The organism is Halopseudomonas pachastrellae, assembly GCF_900114765.1.
GTDB classification, from domain to species: Bacteria; Pseudomonadota; Gammaproteobacteria; order Pseudomonadales; family Pseudomonadaceae; genus Halopseudomonas; species Halopseudomonas pachastrellae.
The window spans coordinates 63,986-78,451 of record NZ_FOUD01000014.1 but is presented as its reverse complement, the minus strand read 5'-3'; the positions used below and the strand labels follow the sequence as shown (position 1 = coordinate 78,451).

19 protein-coding genes are annotated in these 14,466 nt (G+C 63.2%); 14 read left to right on the top strand and 5 right to left on the bottom strand.

Annotation, left to right across the window (positions count from 1 at the left end):
- The first annotated feature begins 72 nt into the window (after positions 1–72).
- The 7 genes from BM116_RS12080 (at position 73) to BM116_RS12050 (ending at position 3,838) form a co-directional block, all read left to right on the top strand.
- Positions 73–435 carry a hypothetical protein gene (locus tag BM116_RS12080; protein WP_083724935.1) on the top strand — a complete coding sequence of 121 codons (363 nt, stop codon included), beginning with the start codon at positions 73–75 and terminating at the stop codon, positions 433–435.
- A complete protein-coding gene (locus tag BM116_RS12075) occupies positions 432–1,562 on the top strand; it encodes a saccharopine dehydrogenase family protein (RefSeq protein WP_083724937.1) in 1,131 nt (376 codons plus the stop codon). Before BM116_RS12080 ends, BM116_RS12075 begins: the two co-directional genes overlap by 4 nt.
- Positions 1,555–2,028: a DUF2269 family protein gene (locus tag BM116_RS12070; protein ID WP_083724939.1), complete on the top strand. Its 474-nt coding sequence runs from the start codon at positions 1,555–1,557 to the stop codon at positions 2,026–2,028. The genes BM116_RS12075 and BM116_RS12070 overlap by 8 nt, the downstream gene beginning before the upstream one ends.
- A 4-nt stretch (positions 2,029–2,032) precedes the next feature.
- Positions 2,033–2,416: a DoxX-like family protein gene (locus BM116_RS12065; RefSeq protein WP_083724941.1), complete on the top strand. Its 384-nt coding sequence runs from the start codon at positions 2,033–2,035 to the stop codon at positions 2,414–2,416.
- Between the two features lie 34 nt (positions 2,417–2,450).
- Positions 2,451–2,873 carry a GFA family protein gene (locus BM116_RS12060; RefSeq protein WP_083724943.1) on the top strand — a complete coding sequence of 141 codons (423 nt, stop codon included), beginning with the start codon at positions 2,451–2,453 and terminating at the stop codon, positions 2,871–2,873.
- A 116-nt stretch (positions 2,874–2,989) separates the two neighbouring features.
- Positions 2,990–3,370, top strand: a complete 381-nt coding sequence (locus BM116_RS12055; RefSeq protein WP_083724945.1) for a VOC family protein — start codon at positions 2,990–2,992, stop codon at positions 3,368–3,370.
- 135 nt (positions 3,371–3,505) lie between these two features.
- On the top strand, positions 3,506–3,838 hold the full coding sequence (locus BM116_RS12050) for a DMT family transporter (RefSeq protein WP_083724947.1): 333 nt from the start codon (positions 3,506–3,508) through the stop codon (positions 3,836–3,838).
- 1 nt (position 3,839) lies between these two features.
- On the opposite strand, the gene BM116_RS12045 is transcribed toward BM116_RS12050, so the two are convergent.
- Positions 3,840–4,319: a winged helix-turn-helix transcriptional regulator gene (locus BM116_RS12045; RefSeq protein WP_083724949.1), complete on the bottom strand. Its 480-nt coding sequence runs from the start codon at positions 4,317–4,319 to the stop codon at positions 3,840–3,842.
- 108 nt (positions 4,320–4,427) lie between these two features.
- On the opposite strand from BM116_RS12045, the gene BM116_RS12040 reads away from it, so the two are divergent.
- The 3 genes from BM116_RS12040 (at position 4,428) to BM116_RS12030 (ending at position 6,290) form a co-directional block, all read left to right on the top strand.
- Positions 4,428–5,159, top strand: coding sequence for an SDR family oxidoreductase (locus tag BM116_RS12040; RefSeq protein WP_083724951.1), 732 nt, complete (start codon positions 4,428–4,430; stop codon positions 5,157–5,159).
- 19 nt (positions 5,160–5,178) lie between these two features.
- Entirely contained in the window at positions 5,179–5,766 is a 588-nt protein-coding gene (locus tag BM116_RS12035) for a 2-hydroxychromene-2-carboxylate isomerase (RefSeq protein ID WP_083724953.1), read from the top strand.
- A 179-nt stretch (positions 5,767–5,945) separates the two neighbouring features.
- Positions 5,946–6,290, top strand: a complete 345-nt coding sequence (locus BM116_RS12030; RefSeq protein ID WP_235846749.1) for a GlpM family protein — start codon at positions 5,946–5,948, stop codon at positions 6,288–6,290.
- 12 nt (positions 6,291–6,302) lie between these two features.
- Here the strand turns inward: BM116_RS12030 and dtd are convergent, their stop codons facing one another.
- On the bottom strand, positions 6,303–6,740 hold the full coding sequence (gene dtd / locus BM116_RS12025; RefSeq protein ID WP_083724957.1) for a D-aminoacyl-tRNA deacylase: 438 nt from the start codon (positions 6,738–6,740) through the stop codon (positions 6,303–6,305).
- Between the two features lies 1 nt (position 6,741).
- On the bottom strand, positions 6,742–7,713 hold the full coding sequence (gene pip / locus BM116_RS12020; RefSeq protein WP_083724959.1) for a prolyl aminopeptidase: 972 nt from the start codon (positions 7,711–7,713) through the stop codon (positions 6,742–6,744).
- A 90-nt stretch (positions 7,714–7,803) separates the two neighbouring features.
- On the opposite strand from pip, the gene BM116_RS12015 reads away from it, so the two are divergent.
- Together BM116_RS12015 and BM116_RS12010 are read left to right on the top strand one after the other, a co-directional pair.
- A complete protein-coding gene (locus BM116_RS12015; RefSeq protein WP_083724961.1) occupies positions 7,804–8,232 on the top strand; it encodes a hypothetical protein in 429 nt (142 codons plus the stop codon).
- Between the two features lies 1 nt (position 8,233).
- Positions 8,234–9,241: a DUF2891 domain-containing protein gene (locus BM116_RS12010; protein WP_083724963.1), complete on the top strand. Its 1,008-nt coding sequence runs from the start codon at positions 8,234–8,236 to the stop codon at positions 9,239–9,241.
- On the opposite strand, the gene BM116_RS12005 is transcribed toward BM116_RS12010, so the two are convergent.
- Positions 9,205–10,851 (bottom strand): FMN-binding glutamate synthase family protein, encoded by a 1,647-nt coding sequence (locus BM116_RS12005; RefSeq protein WP_083724966.1) that lies wholly within the window; start codon positions 10,849–10,851, stop codon positions 9,205–9,207. The two genes, BM116_RS12010 and BM116_RS12005, sit on opposite strands and share 37 nt — an antisense overlap.
- A gap of 76 nt (positions 10,852–10,927) precedes the next feature.
- Positions 10,928–12,055, bottom strand: coding sequence for an SLAC1 family transporter (locus BM116_RS12000; protein WP_083724968.1), 1,128 nt, complete (start codon positions 12,053–12,055; stop codon positions 10,928–10,930).
- A gap of 161 nt (positions 12,056–12,216) precedes the next feature.
- On the opposite strand from BM116_RS12000, the gene BM116_RS11995 reads away from it, so the two are divergent.
- Together BM116_RS11995 and BM116_RS11990 are read left to right on the top strand one after the other, a co-directional pair.
- The gene (locus BM116_RS11995; RefSeq protein ID WP_083724970.1) at positions 12,217–13,278 is read left to right on the top strand and encodes an AraC family transcriptional regulator; all 1,062 of its coding nucleotides are present in this window, start codon (positions 12,217–12,219) and stop codon (positions 13,276–13,278) included.
- Between the two features lie 133 nt (positions 13,279–13,411).
- On the top strand, positions 13,412–14,464 hold the full coding sequence (locus BM116_RS11990) for a histone deacetylase family protein (protein WP_083724972.1): 1,053 nt from the start codon (positions 13,412–13,414) through the stop codon (positions 14,462–14,464).
- Positions 14,465–14,466 lie beyond the last annotated feature (2 nt).

The window sequence follows — 14,466 nt, the reverse complement described above, 5'->3', positions numbered from 1 at the left end:
GAGGCCGTGCTGGTCGCCGCTCGGCCGCCAGCATGCTGCCCGACCCGCACCGTCACTTCAGGGAGGATTCGCATGCACTGCTTCAACCATCCGCAAACCGCCGCCATCGGCACCTGCAAATGCTGCAACCGCGGGCTGTGCACCGATTGCGCAAGCGATCTGGGACACGGGCTGGCCTGCCGCGATCGCCATGAAGCACAGGTCGAGGCGATGAACATGATCATCGAGAAGAACGCCCGCATCTACGCAGCGGCGCCGAAGAATATCCTCATTGGCCCGGTCTTTTTTCTGCTGCTGGGGCTGCTGTTTGCCGGCTTCGGCTACTTCTCCTCCGGCGGCATCACCGACCTGCCGTTCCTGATGGGCCTGGCCTTTATCATCTTTGCCATCGTGTCTTACGTGCGCAGCCGAGCGCTGTTTCGTGAGGAGCCATGAGCTGTCAGCGTATTCTGATTCTCGGCGGCTACGGCAACTTTGGTAAGCGCATCACCGAGACGCTGGCAGACACCGCCGATATCACGCTGATCATCGCCGGGCGGCGCAGCGCGCCAGCGCAGCAACTGCAAACCCAACTGCAACCGGCAGCACGCGCTCGCCTGGAGACAGCAGAGCTGGACCTGCACGCCGCCGACTTTGAGACCAAACTCGCAGCGCTCAAACCTGACCTTGTGATTCATACCGGCGGCCCCTTCCAAGGCCAGGATTACCGCGTCCCACGGGCCTGCATCGCCGCCGGCTGCCACTACATCGATCTGGCCGACGACCGCCGCTTTGTCTGCGATATCAGCCAGCTGGACGACGCAGCACGTGCGGCGGGAGTACTGCTGGTCAGCGGCGCTAGCTCGGTGCCGGGGCTGTCATCCTGTGTCATCGCTCACTATGCCGATCAGTTCAGTCGGCTCGACGATATCGATTTTGCGATTGCGCCGGGTAATCAGGCCGAGCGCGGCGAGGCAACGGTGCGAGGCATTCTCTCATACACCGGACACCCGATTCGGGTCTGGCAAGCGGGCCGCTGGCAGCAGGTGTACGGCTGGATGTCACTCCGGCGCCTGTACTTCGACGCCACCATCGGCCGCCGCCCACTGGCCAACGTTGATATTCCTGATCTGGAACTGCTGCCCGCCGCCTATCCGACCCTGCGCAGTGTGCACTTTCAGGCCGGACTGGAACTGGGCCTGCTGCACTACGGCATGTGGTTGATGGCCGGGCTCGCACGTATTGGCCTGGTCCGTGACTGGTCGCGCTGGAGCAAACCCATCGTCCGCGCCAGCGAATGGTTCATCCGCTGGGGTACCGATACCGGCGGTATGCAGATCAACCTGCGCGGGCTGGACCACCAGCAGCAGCCGCTGCACCTAAAATGGGTACTGGGCGCCACAGAGGGGATCGGGCCGTACATCCCGACGCTGTCAGCCCTGATCCTCGCCCGTCGGCTGGTCAGCGGCGAGCTGAGCGAGCGCGGCGCCATACCGTGCATGAACCTGTTCCCGCTGAGCGCCTTCGAGCAGGAGGCCCAAGGGTTGGCCATTTATCACCAGCTGGAAACCCACCGTGGATAACTACCTGCTGCTCAAGCTGCTGCATATCCTGGGCGCCGTGGTGCTGGCCGGCACCGGCAGTGGCATTGCCTTTTTCATGTTCATGGCCCACCGCAGCGGCAACGTGCAGGCGATAGCGGTAACCACGCGCCACGTGGTGCTGGCCGACTGGCTGTTCACCGCGCCCGCCGTGGTGCTGCAGTTTGTCACCGGCCTGCTGCTGACCCATCGGCTGGGGTTCAGCCTGACCTCGCCCTGGTTTCTCAGCGTAATCGGCCTGTTCATCTTTATCGGGCTGTGCTGGCTGCCGGTGGTCGCGATTCAATACCGCCTGCGCGCACTGGCCAATGAGGCGCTGGAAACCGGCGTGCTGTCAGCCGCCTTTCATCAGCAGATGCGCTGGTGGACAGCGCTGGGCATACCCGCCTTCGCATCCATCCTGCTGCTGTTCTGGCTGATGGTATTCAAGCCGCTGCCGCTGGTCTGAGCCGATGAGCAGAATCGAGCAACTGCTTGCCCGCCTCAGCCTGGCGCTGCTCTGGCTGCTGACCGCTGCCGTCTCACTGACCGCCGGCAAAGCGATAGGTGTTGAAGTGCTGCAAAGCGCCGGCATCCCAGAACCGCTGATCGACCCGCTGATCTGGGCGGGCAGCGTGCTGGATCTGGGGATTGGCCTGTGGCTGCTCAGCGGCCGGGCGCTGCGGTGGTGTTGCACACTGCAGCTGGTGGTCATTGTCGGCTATTCGCTGCTGCTCAGCCTGATGGCCCCCGCATTCTGGCTGCATCCCTTTGGCCCATTGAGCAAAAACGCGCCGATTCTGGTCCTGATCTGGCTACTGATGCGTCACCATGACAAGGCTGCTGCGCTGGCCTAAGGTGAAAGCAACACCCACCCGCCGGAGCCATACCATGACACACACCAAGCCCCTTGAAGGCCGTTGTCTATGCGCCGCCGTCAGCGTCAGTGCCAGCGTGTCACACCGCGACCTCGGCGCTTGTCATTGCGACACCTGCCGGCGCTGGGGCGGCGGGCCGCTGCTGGCGGTGGAGTGCGAGGATCAGGTCACGTTCAGCGGCGAGGCGCATATCGGCGTGTATGCGTCATCCGACTGGGCCGAGCGCGGTTTCTGCAAGCACTGTGGCACCCACCTGTTCTACCGCCTGCGCGAGCAGCCCTTCTATGCGATTCCGGTCGGGTTGTTTGATGAACAGGACAGCTGGCAGCTGAACCGCGAAGTCTTTATCGACCAGAAGCCCGCCTACTACTGCTTTGCCCAAACCACCCTGCAGCTCACCGGCGAGGAGCTGTTCGCTCTGCACGGCGCCAGCTGACCATAAACCATCCTTATGGGCCGACAATCTCCCCCATTGGAAGCATTGACGGCTCAGGCGCCTGCGCGGAGTCTGTCCCCTGCGCTTCCCAACAACAGCAACAAAAGGATCATGCGATGTTCAGTCACATCATGCTCGGCGCCGACGATCTGGAAAAATCCAAAGCCTTTTACGACGCGACCCTGGGCGTTACCGGCTGCAAGCCCGGCTTTACCGACCCCAAAGGGCGCATCTTTTACATGACCCCAACCGGCGTCTTTGCCATCACCAAGCCGATCGACGGTGAGGCAGCCAGCTGCGGTAACGGCAGCACCATTGGGTTTGCTATGGACAGCCCCGAGCAAGCCGATGCCTGGCACGCTGCGGGTCTGGCCAATGGCGGCACTGCCTGTGAAGACCCGCCGGGCGTACGCGAGGGTGCCGGCATGAAGCTGTATCTGGCCTACCTGCGTGACCCGTCCGGCAACAAGCTCTGCGCCATGTACCGCATGCCCTGAGGTCTTCCCTCTTGTCGGCAAGGCAATCCGGCTGGCGTCGCCGCAGCCGGATTGCGCACAACCCGGCAAAAAATAACAGTCTGTTCCAGCGCTCCCACCCTGCGTAACATCGCCTGATCAACCGAGGCGCCGCGCATGCATCACTGGGTCTACCTGATTATCGCTATCGTATCTGAGGTGGTTGCCACCTCTGCCCTGAAAGCCAGTACCGGCTTCAGCAAACCCCTGCCCTCAGCCCTCGTGGTGGTTGGCTATCTGGTGTCGTTCTACTTTCTTTCGCTGACGCTGAAGACCATTCCGGTTGGCGTTGCCTACGCCATCTGGTCAGGCGTGGGTGTGGTGCTGATCTCGGTGGTGGCCTGGCTGTTGTACGGGCAAAAGCTGGACCTGCCGGCACTGATCGGCATGGGCCTGATCATCAGCGGCGTTATGGTCATCAACCTGTTTTCTAACACCGCCGGGCACTGACTCAGCCCGCCACCAGCCGCTGTGCATCCTCACCAAAGGCCGCGGCGGGCCGTGCTTCGATATCCCGCGCACCCACCGGCTCAGCGCATTCAGAGCACACCATCACCGGTTTCATGCGCTGACCACAGCCCTTGTGGTAATGCTCGATGGGCGCGCCGCGCTCATCAGCCATCCAGGTGTCGCCCCAGCTGACCAGCGAGAGAATCACCGGATGCAGGGCCAGCCCCTTGTCGGTCAGCCGATATTCCTCACGCAATGGCTTTTGCTGGTAGGGCACCTTGACCAGCACCTCATGTTCGACCAGTTTTTTCAAACGGTCAGCCAGCAGGTGGCGGGTCAGGCCGATACGCCGCTCAAAGGCATCGAAGCGCCGCACACCTAAAAAGCAGTCGCGCAGAATCAGCAGCGTCCAGCGGTCGCCAACCACAGCAAGCGTGCGGGACATGGAGCAGGGTTGGTCGCCAAGTTCTTCCCAGCGCATGAATAAATCCTCCGAGTCAGAACGCAAGAATAGTTTGACAAGTTCCAAAATGAAACCCACTATCGAGTCAGTTCCAAAAAAGAACCATAGATAACTGAGGACTTTGCCATGACCACACCCGCCCCTGTAGCCGTTGTCATCGGCGCCGGTGACGCCACCGGTGGCGCCATTGCCCGTCGCTTTGCCCGTGAAGGCTTTACCCTCTGCGTGACCCGCCGCAACGCCGATAGCCTGACCGAGCTGGTCAACCAAATCGAATCTGACGGCGGCAAAGCCCATGCCTTTGGCTGCGATGCCCGCAGCGAAGAGGAAATGGTGGGGCTATTCGAGCAGATCGAACGTGAGATTGGCCCGGTTGAGGTTGCCATCTTCAACATTGGCGCCAACGTGCGTTTCGGTATCACCGAGACCACTGCGCGGGTTTATCGCAAGGTGTGGGAAATGGCAGGCTTCGCCGGCTTTCTTACCGGCCGGGAGGCCGCCAAGGTCATGTTGCCGCGCGGCAAGGGCACCATCATCTTCACCGGTGCCACCGCCTCGCTACGCGGCGGCTCGGGCTTCTCGGCTTTTGCCGGTGCCAAGTTCGCGCTGCGCGCGCTGGCCCAGAGCATGGCCCGCGAACTCGGCCCGCAGGGCATTCACGTTGCCCACCCAATCATCGACGGCGCCATCGACACCGCCTTTATCCGCGATAACTTCCCCGAGCGCTATGCCCTGAAAGATCAGGATGGCATCCTCAACCCTGACCATATTGCCGACCAGTACTGGGCGATTCACGCCCAGCCGCGTGACAGCTGGACCCATGAGCTGGATCTGCGCCCCTGGATGGAAACCTTTTAAACCCGCTCTGGAGAGAGTCATGAGCAAGACTATCGAGTTCTACTTCGACGTCGGCAGCCCGGCGAGCTATCTGGCCTGGACCCAGCTGCCAGCCATCGCCGAGCGCACTGGCGCAACGCTGGTGTACAAGCCCATGCTGCTGGGCGGCGTATTTATGGCCACCGGCAACAGCTCCCCGGCGACCGTACCGGCCAAGGGCGCGTACACCCGTATCGACCTGCAGCGCTTTGCCAACCGCTACGGCGTCACCCTGAATCAGAACCCCTTCTTTCCAATCAACACCCTGCAACTGATGCGCGCCGTTGTTGCCTATCAGGACACCCCCGAGTTCGACCAGCTGCTGACGGCCATCTTTGAGGCGATGTGGATCAGCGAACTGAACATGGGCGAGCCCGAGGTCATCGGCAAGGTGCTGGTTGAGGCGGGCTTTGCCCCCTCAGAGGTCATGGCCAAGGCGAGTGATCCGGCGGTGAAAGAGAAGCTCAAGAGTGCCACCGAAGAGGCTATCGGCCGCGGTGTTTTTGGTGCACCAACCTGCTTTGTCGATGGTGACATGTTCTTCGGCCAGGACCGTCTGGACTGGGTCGAGGCCGCCGCGCGCGGTTGAAGAAGCAACACCGACGGCAGCCCGCCGCTGCCGTCGGTCGTCTGGCCCCAGCAGGCCCGCTGATAGCCATTGACGACCACCCCGGCGAAGCCTACATTCGCCAGCGATGAGCAGTGTTCCGGCGTCCTGCCCCTGCTCAGGGATTCCCTGTCCCATCCTATCCTCTGGGTACTCGAATGCTGTCCCTTGCGCTCAAGTGTGTGCTGGGTGCGCTCGCCGTGCTGATGATTGCACTGCTGGCAAAAACCAGAAGTTTCTATATCGCCGGGCTGGTGCCGCTGTTCCCGACGTTCGCCATCATCGCCCACTACATCGTGGGCAGCGAGCGACTGGCCAGCGACCTGCGCAGCACCGCTATCTTCGGACTGTGGTCGCTATTGCCCTACGCGGCGTATCTGTTTTCGATTGTGCTATTGAGCGAGCGCTTCACGCTGGTGGTGACACTCACCCTTGGCGCGCTGGCGTGGGCGACGGCGGCAGGCCTGCTGCTGACCGTCTGGACGCGGGTGTATCCAGCTGTCTGAGCCAGTGCCCGATTACACCTCAAGCAGGAAGGTGACCGGACCATCGTTGACCAGATGCACCTGCATATCGGCACCAAAGCGGCCGGTTGCGACCTGCGGGTGCAGCGCCCGCGCCTGCCCAACCAGATAATCGAACAGCGCCTCGGCGCGATCCGGTGGCGCAGCGGTAGAGAAGCCGGGGCGACGACCCTTGCGGGTGTCGGCGGCCAAGGTGAACTGGGACACCAGCAACAGGCCGCCCTGCACGTCAGTCAGTGAATCGTTCATGCGCCCGTCAGCGTCGGTGAACACGCGGTATTCCAGCAGCCGCTTGAGCAGCTTGTCGGCACTGGCCTCAAGGTCCTGCGGCTCGATGCCAACCAGCACCAACAGGCCCTGATCAATCGAGCCGACAATCTCCCCTTCCACCTCAACCCGGGCCTGACTGACCCGTTGCAGCAATCCCTTCATGTCACTCGGCCTGCGGTGTCAGATTGAGCAACTGGCGCGCCATATCGCCGGTCGCACGTACCAGCGCATCGGCAATGCCGGGCTCAGAGGCGGCGTGGCCCGCATCGCGGATGATGTTCAGTTCACTGCCGGGCCAGTGCTGATGCAAGGCATAGGCGTTATCCAGCGGGCAGACCATGTCGTAGCGCCCATGCACGATGATGCCGGGAATATGCGCAATGCGGTCCATGTTGTTAAGCAGCTGGTCTGGCTCAAGGAACGTCTTGTTGGCAAAGTAATGACACTCGATCCGCGCGATGGCATAAGCCCGGCGAGCATCGCTGAAGCGCTCGATCACCTGCGGGCTGGGCCGCAGGGTGGCGCAGCGCCCCTCCCAGATCGACCAGGCCTTGGCCGCGTGCATGCGGCAGATCTCGTCATCACCGGTCAGGCGGCGGTAATAGGCCGCCACCATATCCTCGCGCTCTTGCTCCGGAATCAGCTCCAGATAGTCCTCCCAGAAGTCCGGGAAGATATGGCTGGCGCCCTCCTGATAAAACCAGTGGATGTCCTGTTCACGGCACAGGAAGATGCCACGCAGCACCATACCCATGACCCGATCAGGGTGCGCCTGGGCGTAGGCCAGCGCCAGTGTGGAGCCCCAAGAACCACCAAACAGTACCCACTTGTCGATGCCCAGGTGCTCACGCAGCGCTTCCATGTCAGCCACCAGGTCAGCGGTGGTGTTGTTCTCCAGGCTGCCGTGCGGTGTGGAGCGACCACAGCCGCGCTGATCAAAGGTCACGATGCGGTACAGCGACGGATCGAAGAAACGCCGGCTCAGGGCATCACAACCGGCACCCGGCCCACCGTGGATAAACACCACTGGCAGCCCGTCCGGCTGACCGCTTTCATCGGCGTAGAGCACATGGGGTGGTGACACCGCCAGCTCGTGGCGGGCGAAGGGTTTGATCTCCGGATACAACAGCTGCATGATGGGGCTCCCTGGCCTGAGCAGGCGCCGGCGCCGCTCACCTCACGTTGGAAAGCCCCACATTACTGACCCGCGAGGCTGCTGTCACCTATGCGTTTGCTGCTTGCACTGACCCTGCTGCTCGGCCTCGCCGGCTGCGGCCCATCCAGCCCGGATGCACGCCTGAATCAGGCCATTGAAGACTTCCAGAGCGCTATTGAAGAGCGCGACCGCAGCGCCGTGCTGGCGCTACTGCACCCCGAATTCAGCGCCCAGGACGAGTACGACACGGAGTGGGCAGGACGTACTCTGCAGCTGATGTTTTTGCGCAACCAGCGCATCGGCGTGCTGGTGACCAGCCAGCAAACCGACATCGATCCCGGCTACCCGGAGCGCGCCGACAGTAGCGCCCGTGTCACCCTGACCGGCGCCGAGCGTTTTATCCCCAATAGCGCCGGCCAGTACGATCTCAACCTGGTGTGGCTGGACGACGACGGCGAGTGGCTGCTGCGCAGCCTCGACTGGCAGCCGGTTCGCTGATATGCACGCGCCCGATTACGCTGCGCTGGCGCGCATCGCTATGGGGCATATCACCCAGGTCTACCCCCATAGCGGCCCGCAAAAGCTAAAAAGCGCCAGCGACTGGCTACCCCCGGAACAGGCTCACCCGCTGTTTTGCGGCAGCTACGACTGGCACTCCTGTGTGCACAGCCACTGGCTGCTGGTGCAGGTACTCAACGTCGCGCCGCAGCTAGCCGAGGCGGAGGCCATCCGCCAGCGGCTGCTGCAGTTCAACAGCGCCGCCGTCGCGGCCGAGATAGCGACCTTTGAGCGTCAGGGCGCAGGCTTCGAGCGGCCCTACGGCTGGGCCTGGTTACTGAAACTGCAGGCAGAGCTGCTGATCAGCAACGAGCCGGCCGCAAGCCACGCGGCGCACATCCTGCAACCGCTGGCGATGCTGGTGCGTGAGCGGCTGATGGCCTACCTGCCGCGCCTGCCCTATCCAATTCGCAGCGGCCAACACAACAACACCGCCTTCGCCCTGCTGCTGGCCCTCGACTACGCCAGCAGCGCGCAGGACCAGCCGCTGGCGGCGCTGTTGCACCAACGCAGTGTGGAATGGTTTGCCGATGACGTGGCCTGCCCGGCCTGGGGCGAACCCGGCGGTGAAGACTTTCTCTCCCCCAGCCTGCAGCAGGCGGTGCTGATGCAGCGGCTGATGGCGCGCGAAACCTTCGCCCCCTGGCTGGCGGCGTTCTTGCCGCAGCTGGCGCATGGGCAGCCCGCCACCCTGTTCCAGCCCGTCAGCGTACTTGAGCGCAGCGACGGCAAGCTGGCGCACCTGGACGGCCTCAACCTCAGCCGCGCCTGGTGCTGGTTTCTGCTGGCCCAAGGCGGGCCGCACCTGCAGGCCACCGCCGAGGCGCACCTGCACGCAGCGCTGGCTCACCTGCAGGACGACTACATGGGCAGCCATTGGCTGGCTACTTTCGCCCTGCTGGCGCAACAGGCTCAGCGCAGCTTGGTCTCGCGCAGCCTGAGCATGTAATCCGGCGGCGCAAAGCTGTCGGCGCGGGCCTGCGCCCAATACTTCTTGAACAGGTGCAGCTCAGCGCGGCCATCGAGCAGCACACCCGGCTCCAGAAACTCGAACAGCTCGCTGTAGGGGCGCACCTCGTAGCGCGAGACGCGGCGAATAATGTGCTCCGGCCCCAACTCGCTCGGATGCTTCAAGCCAGCCGCCTCCAGCATGTGCGACAGCGCCAGCACGGTATTGCGGTGGAAGTGATAGACCCGCTCGCTCTTGTCGGCCACATCTAGCCGCGCGCTGCGGCTTGGGTCCTGGGTGGCGACCCCGCTCGGGCACTTGTCGCTGTGGCAGCTCAGACTCTGGATGCAGCCAAGCGCAAACATGTAGCCACGCGCCGCGTTGCACCAATCAGCGCCAACCGCGAGGGTGCGGGCGATATTGAAGGCGGTGGTGATCTTGCCGGCAGCGCCCAGGTGAATCTTCTCGCGCAGGTTGGCCCCGACCAGGGTGTTGTGTACCAGCAGCAGGCCGTCGGTCATCGGCGTACCCAGGCGGTTGATAAACTCCAGCGGCGCTGCACCGGTACCGCCCTCACCGCCATCAACCACAATAAAGTCCGGGTGCTGGCCGGTTTCCAGCATCGCCTTGACGATGCCAAACCATTCCCACGGGTGACCAATCGCCAGCTTGAAGCCCACCGGCTTGCCGCCGGACAGGGCGCGCAGCTGGCCGATAAACTCCATCAACTCCAGCGGCGTGGAGAACGCAGAATGGCTGGCCGGCGACACCACATCTTCACCCACAGGCACGCCGCGGGCCTCGGCAATTTCCGGCGACACCTTGGCCCCCGGCAGGATACCGCCGTGGCCAGGCTTGGCACCCTGCGACAGCTTGATCTCGATCATCTTGACCTGCGGCAGGCGCGCGTTGCGCTCGAACAGCGCGGCATCAAAACCGCCCTCGGCGCTGCGGCAGCCAAAGTAGCCAGAGCCGATCTCCCAGACCAGATCGCCGCCGGGGCGCAGGTGATAACGGGAGATCGAGCCTTCACCGGTATCGTGGTAGAAGCCGCCCTTTTGCGCACCGGTATTGAGCGCCAGAATGGCGTTGGCCGACAGCGAGCCGAAGCTCATGGCGGAGATATTGAACACGCTGACATCGTAGGGTTGGGTGGTGTCGGGGTGGCTGCCCACCCGCACACGGAAATTGCTGTCAGCAATATGCACCGGCGCCAGCGAGTGGTTAAGCCACTCGTAACCTTCTTCGTTCATGCGGTTGAGCGAACCAAAGGGCTTCTTGTCGAGCACATTCTTGGCGCGCTGATAAATCACACTGCGCTGCTCACGCGAGAACGGCAGCTCGTCGGTGTCGGACTGAATGAAATACTGACGCAGCTCCGGGCCGATGGACTCCAGAAAATAGCGAAAATGCGCCAGCACCGGGTAGTTACGGCTGATGGTATGGCGCCGCTGGCAAACATCCCAGAGCCCAAGCAGGGCCAGCGCCAGCAACGGCACCGCCAGCAGCCACCACAGGGGCGACAGCAGAGTCAGGGCCAGGGTAAACAGAGCACCCAGCACGCAGAGCAGCCAGGTGAGAAAACGCAGCGGTAATGCAGTGAGGCGCATGCGGCCGTCCTTATTGTCGGTACATCAGGCCTGACGATTGATAGCATATCCCCGACACCGCTGCACGGCCGGTGCGTTAGCACATCGACAGACAAGGTGCATTAAACAGTTCACCACGCCAGGCGCCGCGCAGGGTGCCAGCCATCACCAGCAACCAGAGCAGTGCCAGGGCCACCACCAGCGCCTGCCCAAACAGACTGAAGAACGCCAGCTGCAGCACCTCGGCCAGCTTCAACGTGGCCAGCGCATAGACCCCCAGCGGAAAGGTAAAGGCCCACCAGCCCAGATTGAACGGAATGCCGTCGCGCAGATAGCGCCCCAGAATCAATAGCGCCAACAACAACCACCAGAGCCCCAGCCCCCAGAGCAGCAGGCCACCAATCACACCGAGCCCCTGCGCCACGGCGCCCACCCCAGCGAGCCCCTGGACGGCAAACACCGTGCTCGCGTCATTACCCAGCAGCAACAGCCCCAATGCGCCGGTGCCGAGCGGCCCCAGTGCCAAAAGGCTGGACGCCGCCATATTGGGTGTCGGCAACTTGTGCACCGCCATGCGCAGCAACAGAATCACCAGAATGCTCAGAGCCACCGGCACCGAGCAGGCCCAAAGCACATAGCTGGTAATCAACACCAGGTAGGCGTCGGCCGGTGGCAACAGGGGAATCATCAGCCCACCGCTGGCCGCGGCCACCTCGGCGGCGACCACCGGCAGCAGCCAGACCGCGGTCATTTGATCGATGCTGTGCTCCTGACAGGTAAACATCAGATATGGAATCCCCACCCCACAAGCCAATGCCAGCGCCACGTCTAGCCACCAGATCGGCAGCATCAGTGCCAACACCCCCTCTCCCCACAGCGCCACACCGTAGCTCGGCAGCCCATTCAGCAGCGTTGCCAGCGCCATGGGGATGGTGCCGATGAACATCGACACCGTCGCGTGACCGAAGATGCGCCGCGCCTGATCGAAATAGCACAGCCAGCGCAATGCGTAGAGCACGCAGAACAAGGCGAATAGCAACAGATTGGCCACCCACAGCCCCTGCCCCAGTGCCGGAGCACCCAGCTGCGGCAAGGCCAGCGCCAGAATGCCGGTACCCATAACCACAGCAAACCAGTTAGGCGTGAATTGACGGATGACTTCGCGCGGGCTGTCCAGCTGATGCAGCGGGCGCAACTGCGCGGGGTTCGGATATAAACGTGGCATGGTGGCTCTCCGGTCGAAATGCAAAACCATTCTAAGCACCTTTAAAATCGATATAAGCGCGTATTTCCTGTTTGCGTTATCGGCTTTACCGAATGAAGGAAGCACACCGGCTGGCACTCTTTGTGCTTGACTAGAGTAAGCAGTCACACGAGAAAAACAGCATGACGCCTTCCGATCTTGCCTGTCAGGCGCCAGACCACCGACTGATCAGCCTGCAAAGCACCTGCCTGATCGCAGCCTGGCTGCACGAGCAGCAGCAACCTATCGACCCGGTACTGGCTGGCTCCGGCCTCAGCCCGAGCGACCTGCAAACACCCGCGCGCCTGATTACACCGGAGCAAGAGCAACAGGTCTTCGCCAACACGGTGGCCTTGGCCGGGGACCCGCTGGTCGGCCTGAAACTGGGCCAGCGCATGCGCGTCTCGGCCTATGGGCAGCTGGGCTACGCCATGCTCTCGGCCCCCACCTTGCTAGATGCGCTGCAGGTGATGCTGGCCTTTCCGGTGCTACTGGGCAGCTACTTTCGCCTGCAGCTCGAGTCCTTGCCCGATGGCCTATTGGCCCTGCGCGCGGACCACTACCACGAGGCGCCAGCCCTCCAGTTGTTCAACGTCGAGCTATGTCTGTCATCAATCAAGGCAATGCTTGACGACGCCCTTGGCCGCCCGCTGCCGCTGCAGGCGGTGCACCTGAGTGGCGAGCTGCCGGCGCACGCAGAGCACTACCCTGACTTCTTTGGCACCTGCCCCGTGCAGGTCGGCCAGAGTGCCGAGCGCCTGGTGTTTGCCGCCGATGCGCTGCAGGCCAGCCTGCCGCTGGCCGAGCCGGTCACGCACTTTGAGGCGGTGCGCCACTGCCGCAGCGTTCAAGACAGCTTTCGGCCGGAAGCTTCCCCGTTGATCAGCCAGCTGAGCGCCCAGCTCGAACAGCAGCTGGACGCCCCGCCCTCTCTGGAGCAACTGGCCGCCCAGCTGCACTGCACCAGCCGCACCCTGCGGCGACACCTGCAGCGCGCTGGGTGCGGCTACCAGCAGTTGCTCGACCGCTTGCGCTTTCAGCGCGCCAAGTTGCTGCTCAACCGGGAGCAGGTACCGATCTATGCCATCGCCGAGCAGTTGGGCTTCAGCGAGACCGCCAGTTTCCGTCACGCATTTCAGCGCTGGTCAGGCACGACGCCACGTGCCTGGCGCCAGCAACTGCCGAGCGCCACCCCAGCACACTAAATCCCGTCACCGGACATCAGCCCGCCCGGCGGGTGTCCGTTTCGATCCCCTTTCTGTCCCTCTGCAACATTTCCTGCGGCCGCGCTGCGCGCCATGATCGATGGCAACCGAGTCACCAGCCACAGGATTTTCCATGCAGACGTTCTACAGCGACGACCATCGCCTGCACCACGCCAACGCCGAACTGAACAACGGCCAGCTCATGCCCTGCTTCGAAAAACCCTCACGCGCCGATATGGTGCTGGAGCAGGTAAAACGAACCGGATTGGGGCCGATCAGCGAGCCGCAGGACTTCGGCCTGGCACCGATCAAGCGCGTCCACGATCCGAAATTTGTCGACTTCATCCAGCAAGCCTGGGAGCGCTGGAGCGCACTGGGCCGTGAACACGACATGCTGCCCCTGGCCTGGCCGCCGCGCCGCATGCCTGCCCGCTGCCCCGAGGACATCGACGGCCAGCTTGGCTACTACAGCTTTGATGCCGGCGCGCCGCTGACCGCCGGCAGCTGGCAGGCGATCTACAGCAGCGCGCAGATCGCACTCAGCGCTCAGGCGCACCTGTGTGCCGGCGCCAAGAGCGCCTTTGCCCTATGCCGCCCGCCCGGGCACCACGCCGGCATCGACTACATGGGCGGCTACTGCTACCTGAACAACGCCGCCATCGCCGCGCAGGCCATGCTCGACCAAGGCGCCAACAAGGTGGCCATCCTCGATGTGGACTTCCACCACGGCAACGGCACCCAGGACATCTTCTACCAGCGCCCGGATGTGCTGTTCACCTCGATTCACGGCGACCCGCTCAACGAGTACCCGTGCTTTGCCGGCTACGCCGACGAGCGCGGCGAAGGCACCGGCCTTGGCTACAACCACAACTACCCGCTCCCCGCCGGCAGCGACTGGAGTATCTGGTCGCAGGCGCTGCGCGATGCGCTGCGGCAGATCGCCGGGTTCGGCGCGGATTATCTGATCGTCTCGCTCGGCGTGGACACCTACCTGGCCGACCCGATTTCCAGCTTCAAGCTCGACAGCCCCGACTACCTGAAGATGGGCGAACTGATCGCCGGGCTCGGGCTGCCCACGCTGTTTGTCATGGAGGGCGGCTACGCCGTGGAAGAAATCGGCATCAACGCCGTCAACGTCCTCACCGCTTTTGACGCTACTGTCACCACTCAGGGAGAAGCCCAATGAAA

Coding starts and splice junctions, on each gene's coding strand:
- dtd (WP_083724957.1), bottom strand. CDS start 6,740: ATGAAGGGATTGCTGCAACGGGTCAGTCAGGCCCGGGTTGAGGTGGAA.
- BM116_RS12000 (WP_083724968.1), bottom strand. CDS start 12,055: ATGCCACGTTTATATCCGAACCCCGCGCAGTTGCGCCCGCTGCATCAG.
- BM116_RS12080 (WP_083724935.1), top strand. CDS start 73: ATGCACTGCTTCAACCATCCGCAAACCGCCGCCATCGGCACCTGCAAA.
- BM116_RS11990 (WP_083724972.1), top strand. CDS start 13,412: ATGCAGACGTTCTACAGCGACGACCATCGCCTGCACCACGCCAACGCC.
- BM116_RS12060 (WP_083724943.1), top strand. CDS start 2,451: ATGACACACACCAAGCCCCTTGAAGGCCGTTGTCTATGCGCCGCCGTC.
- BM116_RS12045 (WP_083724949.1), bottom strand. CDS start 4,319: ATGCGCTGGGAAGAACTTGGCGACCAACCCTGCTCCATGTCCCGCACG.
- BM116_RS12065 (WP_083724941.1), top strand. CDS start 2,033: ATGAGCAGAATCGAGCAACTGCTTGCCCGCCTCAGCCTGGCGCTGCTC.
- BM116_RS12010 (WP_083724963.1), top strand. CDS start 8,234: ATGCACGCGCCCGATTACGCTGCGCTGGCGCGCATCGCTATGGGGCAT.
- pip (WP_083724959.1), bottom strand. CDS start 7,713: ATGCAGCTGTTGTATCCGGAGATCAAACCCTTCGCCCGCCACGAGCTG.
- BM116_RS12055 (WP_083724945.1), top strand. CDS start 2,990: ATGTTCAGTCACATCATGCTCGGCGCCGACGATCTGGAAAAATCCAAA.
- BM116_RS12015 (WP_083724961.1), top strand. CDS start 7,804: ATGCGTTTGCTGCTTGCACTGACCCTGCTGCTCGGCCTCGCCGGCTGC.
- BM116_RS12035 (WP_083724953.1), top strand. CDS start 5,179: ATGAGCAAGACTATCGAGTTCTACTTCGACGTCGGCAGCCCGGCGAGC.
- BM116_RS12075 (WP_083724937.1), top strand. CDS start 432: ATGAGCTGTCAGCGTATTCTGATTCTCGGCGGCTACGGCAACTTTGGT.
- BM116_RS12050 (WP_083724947.1), top strand. CDS start 3,506: ATGCATCACTGGGTCTACCTGATTATCGCTATCGTATCTGAGGTGGTT.
- BM116_RS11995 (WP_083724970.1), top strand. CDS start 12,217: ATGACGCCTTCCGATCTTGCCTGTCAGGCGCCAGACCACCGACTGATC.
- BM116_RS12040 (WP_083724951.1), top strand. CDS start 4,428: ATGACCACACCCGCCCCTGTAGCCGTTGTCATCGGCGCCGGTGACGCC.
- BM116_RS12005 (WP_083724966.1), bottom strand. CDS start 10,851: ATGCGCCTCACTGCATTACCGCTGCGTTTTCTCACCTGGCTGCTCTGC.